14 protein-coding genes are annotated in these 13,173 nt (G+C 71.6%); 2 read left to right on the top strand and 12 right to left on the bottom strand.

Annotation, left to right across the window (positions count from 1 at the left end):
• Positions 1-29 precede the first annotated feature (29 nt).
• Positions 30-1,154, top strand: coding sequence for a glycosyltransferase family 4 protein (locus tag K1J57_RS18905; RefSeq protein WP_220559892.1), 1,125 nt, complete (start codon positions 30-32; stop codon positions 1,152-1,154).
• A 6-nt stretch (positions 1,155-1,160) separates the two neighbouring features.
• On the opposite strand, the gene K1J57_RS18900 is transcribed toward K1J57_RS18905, so the two are convergent.
• From K1J57_RS18900 to coxB, 4 genes are all read right to left on the bottom strand, one after another.
• Positions 1,161-2,447, bottom strand: a complete 1,287-nt coding sequence (locus K1J57_RS18900) for an Ig-like domain-containing protein (RefSeq protein ID WP_220559891.1) — start codon at positions 2,445-2,447, stop codon at positions 1,161-1,163.
• A gap of 175 nt (positions 2,448-2,622) precedes the next feature.
• Positions 2,623-3,048, bottom strand: a complete 426-nt coding sequence (locus tag K1J57_RS18895; RefSeq protein WP_220559890.1) for a cytochrome c oxidase subunit 4 — start codon at positions 3,046-3,048, stop codon at positions 2,623-2,625.
• A 6-nt stretch (positions 3,049-3,054) separates the two neighbouring features.
• Positions 3,055-4,731: a cytochrome c oxidase subunit I gene (gene ctaD / locus K1J57_RS18890; RefSeq protein ID WP_220559889.1), complete on the bottom strand. Its 1,677-nt coding sequence runs from the start codon at positions 4,729-4,731 to the stop codon at positions 3,055-3,057.
• Complete coding sequence (gene coxB / locus K1J57_RS18885) at positions 4,731-5,552, bottom strand: cytochrome c oxidase subunit II (protein WP_220559887.1); 822 nt, start codon at positions 5,550-5,552, stop codon at positions 4,731-4,733. The genes ctaD and coxB overlap by 1 nt, the downstream gene beginning before the upstream one ends.
• Before the next feature lie 571 nt (positions 5,553-6,123).
• Here coxB and K1J57_RS18880 point away from each other — a divergent pair.
• Entirely contained in the window at positions 6,124-6,384 is a 261-nt protein-coding gene (locus tag K1J57_RS18880; protein WP_255646423.1) for a sulfurtransferase TusA family protein, read from the top strand.
• Positions 6,385-6,527: 143 nt separating this feature from the next.
• Here the strand turns inward: K1J57_RS18880 and rpsD are convergent, their stop codons facing one another.
• The 8 genes from rpsD to K1J57_RS18840 all read right to left on the bottom strand — a co-directional run bounded on the left by rpsD (position 6,528) and on the right by K1J57_RS18840 (position 13,170).
• The gene (gene rpsD, locus K1J57_RS18875; protein ID WP_220559886.1) at positions 6,528-7,139 is read right to left on the bottom strand and encodes a 30S ribosomal protein S4; all 612 of its coding nucleotides are present in this window, start codon (positions 7,137-7,139) and stop codon (positions 6,528-6,530) included.
• 295 nt (positions 7,140-7,434) lie between these two features.
• Positions 7,435-8,406, bottom strand: coding sequence for a carbohydrate kinase family protein (locus K1J57_RS18870; protein ID WP_220559885.1), 972 nt, complete (start codon positions 8,404-8,406; stop codon positions 7,435-7,437).
• Positions 8,407-8,601: 195 nt separating this feature from the next.
• The gene (locus K1J57_RS18865) at positions 8,602-8,949 is read right to left on the bottom strand and encodes an iron-sulfur cluster assembly accessory protein (RefSeq protein WP_220559884.1); all 348 of its coding nucleotides are present in this window, start codon (positions 8,947-8,949) and stop codon (positions 8,602-8,604) included.
• 261 nt (positions 8,950-9,210) lie between these two features.
• On the bottom strand, positions 9,211-10,311 hold the full coding sequence (locus tag K1J57_RS18860; protein ID WP_220565640.1) for a glycerate kinase: 1,101 nt from the start codon (positions 10,309-10,311) through the stop codon (positions 9,211-9,213).
• A 90-nt stretch (positions 10,312-10,401) separates the two neighbouring features.
• Positions 10,402-10,998 carry a hypothetical protein gene (locus K1J57_RS18855; protein ID WP_220559883.1) on the bottom strand — a complete coding sequence of 199 codons (597 nt, stop codon included), beginning with the start codon at positions 10,996-10,998 and terminating at the stop codon, positions 10,402-10,404.
• Positions 10,999-11,023: 25 nt separating this feature from the next.
• On the bottom strand, positions 11,024-11,941 hold the full coding sequence (gene htpX, locus K1J57_RS18850; RefSeq protein WP_220559882.1) for a zinc metalloprotease HtpX: 918 nt from the start codon (positions 11,939-11,941) through the stop codon (positions 11,024-11,026).
• A gap of 207 nt (positions 11,942-12,148) precedes the next feature.
• On the bottom strand, positions 12,149-12,427 hold the full coding sequence (locus K1J57_RS18845; protein ID WP_220559881.1) for a hypothetical protein: 279 nt from the start codon (positions 12,425-12,427) through the stop codon (positions 12,149-12,151).
• Positions 12,424-13,170 (bottom strand): PspA/IM30 family protein, encoded by a 747-nt coding sequence (locus K1J57_RS18840; RefSeq protein ID WP_255646422.1) that lies wholly within the window; start codon positions 13,168-13,170, stop codon positions 12,424-12,426. Before K1J57_RS18840 ends, K1J57_RS18845 begins: the two co-directional genes overlap by 4 nt.
• Positions 13,171-13,173 lie beyond the last annotated feature (3 nt).

Here is a 13,173-nt window from a genome sequence, read left to right as displayed (position 1 = left end):
CGTGCCGCGGGGGCCGCTACGCTCGTGGCGTGCCGCGAACGCTGATCATCACCAACGACTTCCCGCCCCGGGCCGGGGGCATCGAGGCCTTCGTCCACGAGGTGGCGCTGCGCCTGCCCGACGTCGTCGTGTACACGTCCTCCCCCTCCACCGCGGACGGCGCCGCCGACCCCGGCTTCGACCTGCGGCTGCCGTTCCCCGTCGTGCGCGACGCCGCGAAGGTGCTGCTCCCCTCGCCCCGGGTGGTGCGGCGGGCGGCCGCCATCGCCCGGCTGGAGGACTGCGACTCGGTGCTGTACGGGGCGGCGGCACCGCTGGGGCTGGCCGCCGGGCCCCTGCGGGAGGCCGTGGGCCGCCAGGTGGCGCTGACCCACGGGCACGAGACGGGGTGGGCGCTGGTGCCGGGGGCGCGCGAGGCGCTGCGCCGCATCGGCGACACCACCGACACCGTCACCTACCTGGGCGAGTACTCCCGGCGGCGCCTGGCCCGCGCCCTGTCCGCTCCCGCCGCGGCACGGATGCGGCGGGTCGCGCCGGGGGTGGACACCGGCCGGTTCCACCCCGGCGCGGGCGGGGAGCAGGTCCGCGCGCGGCACGGGCTGGGCGGCCGCCCGGTCGTGGTGTGCGTCTCCCGGCTGGTGCCCCGCAAGGGCCAGGACACGCTGCTGCGCGCCTGGCCCCGGGTGCTGGCCGACGTGCCCGACGCGGCGCTGCTGATCGTCGGCGACGGCCCCTACGCCGGGCGGCTGCGGTCGGCGGCCGCCGGCCTGGACTCGGTGGTGTTCACCGGCCCGGTCCCCGCCGCGGAGCTGCCCGCCCACTACGACGCCGGGGACGTGTTCGCGATGCCCTGCCGCACCCGGCGGGGCGGCCTGGACGTGGAGGGCCTGGGGATCGTCTACCTGGAGGCGTCGGCCACCGGGCTGCCGGTGGTAGCGGGCGACTCCGGGGGCGCCCCGGACGCGGTCCTGCCCGGGGAGACCGGGCACGTCGTCGACGGCTCCCTCCCCGGTCCCGCCGCCCGGGCGCTCGTCCGGCTCCTGCGCGACCCCGACCGCGCCGCCCGGATGGGCGCACGCGGCCGGGAGTGGGTGGAGCGGGAGTGGTCCTGGGACCGCGCCCGCGCACGCCTCACAGGTCTTCTGACGGCCTAGGGGACCTCACAGGCCCTCTCCGTGGACGCCGCCGGGCGGGCCGTCGGAGTCGGTCGCCTGCGGCTCGCCCGTCTCGCTGTGCTCCAGCCACTGCTCCCAGGAGCGCTGGTAGAACCCCCAGCCGTTGTCCCACTCCAGCTCCCGCGCGGTGCCGGTGGTCTCCAGCACGTCGCCCATCAGGGTGTTGTCGTGGAACCAGCGGGCGTCGGAGACCGACATGTTGGTGCAGCCGTTGGACCGGTTCGCGTAGCCGATGCTCCCGTTCCAGGGCGCGGCGTGGGTGAACTCGCCGCTGTTGGAGGTGCGCACCGCCCAGTCGGCCTCGACCCGGTAGTAGCCGGGCGATCCCGCCGGGATGCCGACGGTCGCCGAGTCCATCACCAGCCTGCTGTACTTCTCCATCAGGACGTGGATCCCGGACGTGGTGGTGTTGAAGTGCCGCTCCCCCTTGCCGTTGCTGACCGGGATGGAGCGGACGCGCTCCCCGTCCACCTCCACGTGCATCCGGTGCTCGGGGACGTGCATGGTGGCGATGAGCTCGCGGCCCACCTCGAACCCGATGCGCCGGTCCTCGGTGCCGAACACCCCCTCGGAGGCCTCCACACCGGTCAGCCGCAGGTCGACGGTGACCTTCTGGTGCGGTTCCCAGTACTTCTTCGGCCGGAACACCGCGGTGGTCTCGTTCGGCCAGTTCCAGGCCCCCTCGGTGGCCTCCTCCGAGGTCACGTGCATGGAGTTCTCGACCTGCTCGCGGTTCTCCACCGGCTCCTCGAAGGTGACGACGACGGGCATGCCCACCCCGACGGTCTGCCCGTCCTGCGGCAGCACGAAGGGCTCGGCCAGGCGGTCCTCCCCGGCCACCGCGTGGGTGCCGAACGTGGAGACGACCTCGGTGCGCTCGCCGCCGTCGTCCCGGGCGGTGGCGTAGACGGAGACGACCCCGCCGGGGGCCAGGTTCCAGTCGCTGACCCAGGCCGAGCCGTCCTCCGAGAGCGTTCCGGTGACCGGTGCCCGCGCGGGGCCCCGCCCGTCCGTCCGCCCCGCCTCCGCCGCGGCCCACTGCTCCCGGTCGACCTGTTCGACGGTGACGTCGGTGAGGACCCCGCCCTCCACGGAGACCCGCACCGGTGTGTTGGGCGCGATCCCGGCCTCCCCCGGGGCCGGGCTGATGGAGATCCGCGGGCCGGGCGCCTCCTTCGGCTCCTCTTCCGCGGCCGTGCAGGCCGTGGCCGCCAGGGCCACCGCGACCGTGCCGGTGGCCAGGCGCCCCGCGAGCCGGACTCGTCGGTTCATGACAGAACCCCCAGATGTCACGTTAAGTGATTAAGAGGTTACAACGGACATGGGGGAAATCCCGGCATTTGCCACTCATGCGCCTCGACCACCCGCCGCGCCGCAGTGTCCGGGCACGGAAAAGCCCCGGCGGCGACCGTGCGGTCGCCGCCGGGGCGGGTGCCAGGCGTTCCGGCTAGTGCTGGAACTCCTTGCGGTAGTACTCGAAGACCCAGCCGATGGCGGTGAGGATGATGGCGAAGCCGCCGATGATCACCATCCACCAGCCGATGGCCACGCCCACCGCGGTGAACGCCACGGCCATGGCCACGAACATCGGCCACCAGCTGTGCGGGCTGAAGAAGCCGTACTCGCCGGCGTTCTCGGCGATCTCGCCGTCGAGCCGCTCCTCCGCGGGGAGGCCGTGGAAGTGCTCGCTGCGGCGGGCCGCCTGCCAGAGCCAGTAGCCGACCATCCAGCCGAAGCCGATGGAGACGACCAGCGCCGTCGTACCGGTCCACTCGATGGCCCCGGTGTCCTGCCAGGACCAGTAGATGTACAGGGCGGCCGCCAGACCGAAGAAGGTCGAGACGCCCATGAACAGATAGGCCTGTGTCTTCATGAGCCCCTACTCCTTCGTGGCGCCGACGGGGACCGCGCCCGGGGCGGCGGCGTGCGGGTGGTTGAGGTCGAACGCGGGGCGCTCGGACCGGATCCGCGGCAGCGACGTGAAGTTGTGCCGCGGCGGCGGGCAGGAGGTCGCCCACTCCAGCGAGCAGCCGTAGCCCCACGGGTCGTCGACCTCGACCTTGGGCGCCTTCTTCGCGGTGATGTAGATGTTCCAGAAGAAGATCAGCGTCGAGGCGGCCAGGACGAACGAGGACACCGACGAGATCTGGTTCAGCTCGGTGAACCCGTCACCGGGCAGGTAGTCGGCGTAGCGGCGCGGGAAGCCCATGGCGCCCAGCCAGTGCTGGACCAGGAACGTGCCGTGGAAGCCGAGGAACAGCAGCCAGAAGTGGAACTTGCCCAGCGGCTCGTTGAGCATCTTGCCGGTGAACTTGGGCCACCAGAAGTAGAAGCCCGCGAACATCGCGAACACCACGGTGCCGAACACCACGTAGTGGAAGTGCGCCACCACGAAGTAGGAGTCCGTGACGTGGAAGTCGATCGGCGGGGAGGCCAGCAGCACACCGGTGAGACCGCCGAAGAGGAAGGTCACCAGGAAGCCGATGGTGAAGAGCATCGGCGTCTCGAAGGTGAGCTGGCCGCGCCACATCGTGCCGATCCAGTTGAAGAACTTCACACCGGTCGGGACCGCGATGAGGAACGTCATGAACGAGAAGAACGGCAGCAGGACCGCGCCCGTCGGGAACATGTGGTGGGCCCACACGGTGACGGACAGGCCCGCGATGGCGATCGTCGCGGCCACGAGGCTCTTGTAGCCGAAGATCGGCTTGCGGCTGAACACCGGCAGGATCTCCGTCGCGATGCCGAAGAACGGCAGCGCGATGATGTACACCTCGGGGTGGCCGAAGAACCAGAACAGGTGCTGCCACAGGATGGCACCGCCGTGCTCGGCGTTGTAGACCTGCGTGCCGACCATGCGGTCGGCGCCCAGGGCGATCAGGGCCGCGGTCAGGACCGGGAACGCGATGAGCACCAGGACGCTGGTGAGCAGGGTGTTCCAGGTGAAGATCGGCATGCGGAACATCGTCATACCGGGCGCGCGCATGCACAGGCCGGTGGTGATGAAGTTGACCGCGCTGAGGATGGTGCCCAGACCGGAGACGGCCAGGCCCAGGATCCACAGGTCGCCGCCCAGGCCCGGCGAGCGGACCGCGTCGGACAGCGGGGTGTAGGCGAACCAGCCGAAGCTGGCGGCGCCGCCCGGGGTGATGAACCCGCTGATGGCGATGAGGCTGCCGAACAGGAACAGGTAGTACCCGAACAGGTTCATCCGGGGGAACGCCACGTCGGGGGCGCCGATCTGCAGCGGCATGATGATGTTCGAGAACCCGACGAACAGCGGGGTCGCGAACATCAGCAGCATGATCGTGCCGTGCATGGTGAACATCTGGTTGAACTGCTCGTTGGACATGACCTGCATGCCCGGGAGGAACAGCTCGGCGCGCATGAGGAGCGCCAGGACCCCGCCGAAGAGGAAGAAGCCGAACGAGGTGATCAGGTACATGTACCCGATGATCTTGTGGTCGGTCGACGTCAGCCAGTTGACGATCATCGAGCCCTTGCGGCCCGGCAGCCCCTGCGTGGCGCTGTGCGTGGGGGTGGTGGTCGTGCTCATTACTCGTTGGTCTCCTCGGCCTCGTCGGCACCGGAGCCCGTGCCCTCCGCGTTGGAGCCCTCGGCGCCGGAGCCCTCACCCGAGTCCGGGGTGTCGGGGGCCTCGGCGGCCTCGGTCTCATCGGCGGCCGCGGCCCGCTCCTGCTCGGCGGCCCAGGCCTCGTACTCGTCCTCGGGCAGGACCTCGACGTTGAAGAGCATGCGGGTGTGGTCCACACCGCACAGCTCGGCGCAGCGGCCGATGTACTCGCCGGCGGTGCCGTCGTTGAGGTTCACCTGGAACGCGTTGTCGCGGCCCGGGACGACGTCCATCTTGAAACCGAACGCCGGGATCCAGAACGAGTGGATGACGTCCGGGGAGTACAGGTCGAAGTGCACGACCGCGTTCTCCGGCAGCACCAGCGTGGACTGCGTGGAGGGGTCGGCGGTGCCGTCCGGGTTGGGCGTGCCCACCTCGGAGAACAGCACCTCGCCGCCCTCGTCCTTGGGGGCGTCCAGGTAGTTGAACTGCCACGCCCACTGGAACGCGACGACCTCGACGTGGACGTCCGCCTCCTGCTCGGTGTCCAGCAGGTAGCTCTGGTCGCGCGCGGTGAAGTAGAACAGCACCGCGATGACGACGATCGGCAGAACGGTGTAGAGCGCCTCGATGGGCATGTTGTAGCGCACCTGGGGCGGCAGCTGCTCAGAGCGCTTGCGGTGGAAGATGATCGACCAGATCATCAGCCCCCACACGAGAATGCCGACCGCGAACGCCGCCACCCAGGAACCCTGCCAGAGCGAGAGAACACGCTCGGCCTGCTCGGTGATCGGCTCCGGCATGCCCAAACGAGTGAGCTCGTTCGACGCGCAGCCGGTCGCGGCCAGCCCCAGCACGGCGAGCGCGGCGCCGCGTGGTGCCCATCGGCGCAGAGTGGAGCGCCGATTTTCTTGGCGGGTCGGACTCACGGATTGCCTTCCCAGCGGTGTAGCCCGTGGACTTCCACGGGCGGCCTAAGTATCCAAAGCTTGTCAGGGGGAAACATTATCGCGAACCGCCCAGGGTCCCGTTCATGGGCTTGCCTGGTCAGCGTGTTGCCGAAGGCCCGTGATACGGGACGCTCGGTGGTCCGCGGAGCCGGGCCCGTCCGCGCGCCGGGGGTGATCCCCTCCGGCGTCGGCGAGGCACGGCCCGGCGTTCCCCCGGGCCCCTCCCCCGTGAGGCGGCCGGGGCACCCGTCCGGGTGTCGGGCGGCGCCCGCGTCCACAGCGGGTGCGTCCGATCTCCGGCGTCCCACGGGGAGAGAACAAGGTGAGCGTATCGCTGGGTTTACGGCACCCTTAACCGGGTTCGCCTTACCGGGCGGGAGGGGTCAAGATTGGGACACGGAACGACAACGCACAGGGGGTTCCCGTGTCCGAGGGACGGCCGCTGCCCGGGGCGATCACGGCGTCGGTGACCGTGGAAGCGGTGGGCCGCAAGTGCCCGATCCCCATCATCTGGGTGGCGCAGCGCATGCACGAAGTGCCCATCGGCGGGGTCATCGCGGTCACCGCGGACGATCCCGCCGCCAAGGCGGACATCCCCGCCTGGTGCCGGATGAAGATGCACGAGTTCGTCGCGGAGGTGCCCCTCGCGCGGGGTAGCGCTTTTCACATCCGGCGCATGTACTGAACCGTTCCGGATTCCGGCTCCGGTTGGGTAACGATTCGGGCACACCGAATCCCGGGGGGTGCGGGGCACGAGAAAGGCCGCACGGACCCGGGGGTCCGTACGGCCGATCCTCGCTCCGGCGGCGCCGCGGGGACGCCGGCCCGCTAGCGGGCGTAGAACTCGACGACGAGCTGCTCGTCGAAGGGCACCGGGATCTGCTCGCGCTTGGGGCGGTCGACGACCGCGATGCGCAGGTCCTTGTGGCTGACCGCCAGGAACCCGGCGATCTTGTCGTCGGCGTGGACGCCCTCGGCGGCCTCGACGAACGGCACCATGGACCGGGACTTCTCCCGGACCTCGATGATCTGGCCCGGCTTGACCTGGTACGACGGGATGTCGACCTTCTTGCCGTCCACGGTGATGTGGCCGTGGTTGATGAACTGGCGGGCGGCGTAGATCGACGCGGCGAAGCCGGCGCGCAGAACCACGGTGGCCAGGCGCAGCTCCAGCTCGGCCAGCATCTCCTCACCGGTGCGGCCGGGGCGCTTCTTGGCGTTCTCGTAGATCCTGACCAGCTGCTTCTCGGTCAGGTCGTAGTACCAGCGCACCTTCTGCTTCTCGGCCTGGCGGACGGCGAAGTCGCTGCTGTTGCGGCGAACGCGGCGGCCGTGCTCACCGGGCGGGTAGGGGCGCTTCTCGAAGTAGCTGACCGCCTTACGGGTCAGCGGCATTCCGGCGCGCCGCGACAACCGCACCTTGGGTCCGGTGTAGCGCATGCAATGTCCTTTCACATGGAATGCGGGGAATCCCAGGTAAGGCTGACCTAGAACTGGGAGGCGTGCGGGCACGCCCGGGCCCCGTGCGCCTGGCGGCGCGAGCGGAGCGGGTTCCCCACCGTCGCGGTGACCCCGCGCGGACGGTTCGGGCTCTGCACCGGCACGCGTTTCAGCGCACCGGCGGGCACGGCGGACCCGCCGAAGAAGGACGACGGGAGCCGTGCGGTCGCGTCCCGGGCATGCGAACGCACGGGACGCGGGGTCACGACTGTCTACTCTACGGGGTCCGGGGACCCTAGACGAACGGGCGGACCTCGGCGGCGACCTCCGCGCCGTAGGAGCGCTCCAGGCGGTCCAGCAGCGAGGCGCCGGTGAGCGTGTACTCCTGCGGGCCGTCGACCTCCAGGCAGTGCACCGCGGTGGCGTTGCCCACCTGGGCCGCGCGCTCCAGGGACAGGCCCCAGGAGTGGGCGGCCAGGAACCCGGCGCGGAAGGCGTCGCCCATGCCGGTCGGGTCGACCAGGTCGCCGACGACGGCGGCGGGCACGTGGACGCTCGGCTCGCCCGCGCTGTCGATCCGGGCGCCCTTGGCGCCCAGGGTGGTGATGCGGGTGCCGACCCGGGCCAGGATCTCGGCGTCGGACCAGCCGGTCTTCTGCTCGGCGAGGGCCTTCTCGTACTCGTTGGTGAACAGGAAGGCGGCGCCCTCGATGAGGGTGCGCACCTGCGGGCCCTCCATGCGGGCGAGCTGCTGGGAGGGGTCGGCCGCGAAGGCGATGCCCCGGGTGCGGCACTCCTCGCTGTGGCGGACCATCGCGGCCGGGTCGTCGGCGCCGACCAGGACCAGGTCCAGGCCGCCCAGGCGGTCCGCGATCGGCTGGAGCTCGATGTTGCGGGCCTCGGCCATGGCGCCCGCGTAGAACGACGCGATCTGGTTCTGGTCGCGGTCGGTGGTGCAGATGAACCGAGCGGTGTGCCGCAGCTCGGAGATGTAGACGTGGGAGGTGTCCACGCCGTGGCGGTCCAGCCAGGCGCGGTAGTCCTCGAAGTCGGCGCCGGCCGCGCCGACCAGGACGGGGGACAGTCCGAACCCGCCCAGTCCGAAGCAGATGTTGGCGGCGACGCCGCCGCGCCGGACGTCCAGCTCGTCGATGAGGAAGGAGAGGGACAACTGCTGGATCTGCTCGGGGATGATCTGCTCCGCGAACCGCCCCTCGAAGGACATCAGGTGATCGGTGGCGATGGATCCGGCAACCGCGATACGCACGGGACGAGGTCTCCTTGGTCGGGACGCGCCGGCCCGGGGCCGGACACTGCTCCGGGCGCGCTCACGGCGCCCTTTCGGACTGACCCAGGGTACCGACCCGTGTTCGGCCCCACACACGGCGACGGGAGGGCGGATCAGGTCCGCCCTCCCGTCGGTGGCCGTCGGCGTCCCCGGCTCGTCCCGGGGCCGCGCGCCCTAGTTGAAGGAGTCGCCGCAGGCGCAGGAACCGGTGGCGTTGGGGTTGTCGATGGTGAAGCCCTGCTTCTCGATGGTGTCGACGAAGTCGATCGTGGCTCCGACGAGGTAGGGGGAGCTCATCCGGTCGGTCACGACCTCGACGCCGCCGAAGTCGGTGACGATGTCGCCGTCGAGCTCGCGCTCGTCGAAGTAGAGCTGGTAGCGAAGCCCGGAGCAGCCGCCCGGCTGGACCGCGACGCGGAGGCGCAGGTCGTCCCGGCCCTCCTGCTCGAGAAGCGCCCGGACCTTGCTGGACGCACCCTCCGTGAGGATGATCCCCTCGGTGGTCTCGCTCTGAACCGTCATCGTGTAAAGCTCCTCGTGGAAAGGGGTTGCGGCCCGCTTGCGCCCGCGGCCCCGGTCTGACGCCCGCCGCCGGGACGGATGTCCTCTTCAACGGGTGCCAACACCCGGACCCGGCGCCGCATTCCGACGCGCCGCCGCCGTGTCCGTCCGGCCCTCCCGGCCCCGGTCGCGGGGTCCGGTACGGGCTGACTTGCGCGTGTTCCACCAGGGTACCCATCCGGCTCCGCCGCCACACCGGACGGCGGGACCGGACGGCGGTGCTCAGCGGCTCCAGCGGCGGGCGACCGAGGCCGCCAGGTCCCGCAACTCCCGGGCGGGGTGCTCCATCGCGGCGGCCACCGAGCCGGCGGACTCGACCAGGGAGTAGGTCTCGGTGATGCCCGCGGCGGCCGCCTCGGCCCGGCCGACCGCCACCCGCCCGGCGGTGACCACGCAGGGGACGGCGTGCTCCCCCGCCAGGCGGGCGACGCCGTGGGGCAGCTTGCCGCGCAGGGACTGGGAGTCGAAGGACCCCTCCCCCGTGACGACGAGGTCCGCCGAGGCCAGCCGCCCGGCCAGGCCGACGGCGTCCAGGACCAGGCCGATGCCCGACTCCACGGCGCCGCCGAGCAGCAGCAGGGCGAAGCCCAGGCCGCCGGCCGCGCCGGCGCCGGGCTCGGAGCGGGCCGCGCCCTCGGAGTCGGCCCGGTCGGCGAAGGCGGTCAGGGCCAGGTCCAGGCGCTGGACCAGGGCGGGGTCCGCGCCCTTCTGGGGGCCGAAGACCGCGCTGGCCCCGTGCAGTCCGAGCAGGGGGTTGTCGACGTCGGTGGCGGCGACCAGGCGCACCCCGGCGACGGCCTCCCGGGCCGGGGCGACGTCCACCTTGTCGATGTCGGCCAGTGCCCCGCCGCCGCGGGCGAGGTCGGCGGCGGGGGTCGCGCCCAGGGCGGCGAGCAGCCCGGCCCCGGCGTCGTTGGTGGAGCTGCCGCCCAGGCCGACGACGACCGTGCCGGCCCCGTCGGCGACGGCGAGGGCGAGCAGTTCGCCGACCCCGGCGCTGGTGGTCCGGGCGGGGTCGCGCCGGCCGGCGGGGACCAGGTGCAGGCCGCAGGCCTGGGCGCTCTCCACGTAGGCGGTGTCGCCGACGAGCAGGTAGCGGGCGGTGACGGGCTCGCCCAGGGGGCCGGTGACGGAGGCCTCGCGCAGGGTCCCGCCCAGGGCGGTGTGCAGGACCTCGACGAAGCCGGGCCCGCCGTCGGAGAGCGGGACCAGGTCGATGCGGGCGGAGGGGTCGACGGACCGCCAGCCGTCGGCGACGGCGCGGGCGGCCTCCAGGGCGCTGAGGGTTCCGGCGAACTTGTCCGGTGCGATCACGATGTGCACGTGTTCAGTGTGCTGGGTCACGCGGCTCCGCACCAGGGTTCGGCGCCAGAAAAATTCATATCCCGGACTTTTGTTTCCGAGATACGGAAATCAGAGGCCGGGTGCGCCGTACACCGGGAACCAGCGCGACCGGTCGGACTCCAGCGGCAGGTCCCCGCCGATGGCCGCCTCGGCCTGGAGCTCCAGGGCGTTGTCACGGCGCTGCCCCGGCAGCGGCGCGAACGGGTAGAAGGTCCCGCGCTTGTACAGGTAGACCAGGCCCAGCGAGCGCCGCCCGTCGGTGAAGCCCACCAGCGAGCACAGCAGCGAGGGCCCGTAGCCGTTCTCCTCCAGGGTGGAGTTGACCGCGTGCAGCGAGGTGACCAGCCCCGTGATGTCGGGGTCGGTGACCTCGCCCTGCTCCGTCGGCGGGTGGTCGGAGCGCACCACCAGCCACGTGTAGCCGTACTCGTCGGCGACCTGGCCGACCGGCGGCCCGTCCCCGGCCTCCAGCAGCGCGGTGATGTCCTTCTCCAGGTCGGCGAAGGCCGCCCCCTCCGTTGGCCGGAAGGCGACCGACCCCGTCCCGGTGGGGCGGAAGCCGGCCGCCGCGCGCAGGGTGACCGCCGCCGACGGCAGCCCGAAGAGGGCGTCCAGGTCGGGACGGACGGGCTCGGACCGGCCCAGCAGGGCTCTCCAGAAACTCACACTGCCTCCTCGGCGGGAACGGATCTCAGGCGCCCCGGCCCAGCTGCCGGGAGATGTCGGAGAGCTGCGCCAGGCGCCGCTCCACCGGCGGATGGGTGGCGATCAGGCTGTTGAGGCTGAACCCCTTGGTGAACGCCGGGGCGAAGAAGAAGGCGTTGAACGGCTCCACCTGGCGCAGGTCCCGGCTGGGGATCCGCGCCATGTCGCCGGTGATCTTGGTCAGGGCGCTGCCCAGGACCGAGGGGCGCCCGGTGAGGTAGGCGGCGGCCCGGTCGGCCGCCAGCTCCCGGTAGCGCGACAGCGCCCGGGTCAGCAGGAAGCTCAGCGCCCACGCGACGGCGCTGACCAGCACCACCAGCAGGGCGACCACCGCCGGGGCCGGGCCGTTGTTGTTCCCCCGGCTCGCCCCGGAGAAGGCGGCGAAGCGCAGCCCGGCCTGGGTGAGGAACCCGGCCACGATGCCCAGGAAGCCGGCCACGGTCATGACCGTGACGTCGCGGTGGGCGATGTGGGACAGCTCGTGGGCCAGCACCGCCTCCAGCTCCGGCCCGTCCAGGCGGCGCATCAGACCGGTGGTCACGCAGACGACGGCGGTCCTGCGGCTGTGCCCGGTGGCGAAGGCGTTGGGCACGTCGGTGTCGGCGACGCCCACCCGGGGCTTGGGCATGTCGGCCATGGCGCACAGCCGGTCGATGAGCGCGTGCAGCTCGGGCGCCTGCTGGGGGGAGACCTCCTTGGCTCCCATCGCGAACATGGCGATCCGGTCCGAGGAGAAGTAGCTGAACAGCGCGAACGCGAGGACGATGACCAGGACCAGCCAGATGTTCAGCCCGACGGCGACCAGCCCCACGACGAAGGCGACGTACACCAGGACCAACAGGAACATGGTGAGGGCCATCCGGCCGGTCAGGCCTCGGTCAGGAGTGAACTTGGAACCCGCCATGCGCTGCGCCCCTCCCACTGGTCCGGACGCCTCGGAGTCTAGTTCGCGAAGGTGAGAAAGGGGTGAAAACCGCACGTGAACACGCCGGAGCCGCCGCGACCGGGAGGTCGCGGCGGCTCCGGAACAGCATGCGCAGGCACCGAGCCGGCCCCGCCGAGGACGGTGGTGGCGGAGACCGGCGAAACGGCCCGGACCCGGGAAGCGGCCCTAGCCCGGGATCAGGCCGTCGTCCTGCAGCATCTGGCGGACCTCGTCCATGCCGGCGTCGGCGTGCGGCAGGATGAACTGCGAGGGCTCCAGCGCGTCGGCGGCCAGCGGCGTCCCGTGCTCGCGCACCTTGTCGAGCAGGTCGTGCAGCGCCTTGCGGAAGGCGGCCTCGTCACCCTTCTCGATCGCCGTCTCCAGGGCGGAGTCGAACGAGTTGAGCAGGTCGAGGTCGGCGTCGGTGAGGTCCACCTGGCCCTCGCCCATGATGCGGACGATCACGCGCCCTCACCCCGTCCCGAGCCGCTGTTGCCGCCCTCGATCTGCGGGGTGGAGGAGGACCCGCCGCCGCCCAGCTCGAGCTTCATGCGCTCCAGCTCGGCCTCGACACCGCTGGAGCTGGCCATGCGGTCCAGCTCGGCCTGGATGTCGTCGCGCGGGCCGGACCCGGTGACGTCGTCGAGCGCGCCGGAGGCGAGCAGCTCGTCGACGGCCCCGGCCCGGGCCTGCATCTGGGCGGTCTTGTCCTCGGCGCGCTGGATCGCCAGGCCGACGTCGCCCATCTCCTCGGAGATGCCGGTGAAGGCCTCGCTGATCTGCGTCTGGGCCTGGGCCGCGGTGTAGGTCGCCTTGATCGTCTCCTTGCGGGTACGGAAGGCGTCCACCTTGGCCTGGAGGCGCTGGGCCGCCAGGGTGAGCTTCTGCTCCTCGCCCTGGAGGTTGGCGTGCTGCTCGCGCAGGCCGTCGATCTGCTGGGCGAGACCGGAGCGGCGGGTCAGGGCCTCGCGGGCGAGGTCCTCCCGGCCCTGGGTCAGGGCCGCCCGGCCCTGGTTCTCCAGCTTGGAGGACTGCTGCTCGAGCTGCTGGATCTGGAGCTCGACCCGCTTGCGGGAGGTCGCGACATCGGCCACGCCGCGCCGGACCTTCTGCAGCAGTTCGAGCTGCTTCTGGTACGAGTAGTCGAGGGTCTCCCTGGGATCCTCGACCGAGTCCAGGGCCTTGTTGGCCTTGGACTTGAAGATCATGGA

It is taken from the genome of Nocardiopsis sp. MT53 (assembly GCF_019598965.1).
GTDB classification, from domain to species: Bacteria; Actinomycetota; Actinomycetes; order Streptosporangiales; family Streptosporangiaceae; genus Nocardiopsis; species Nocardiopsis changdeensis.
This window is presented reverse-complemented; position numbering and strand designations above follow the sequence as displayed.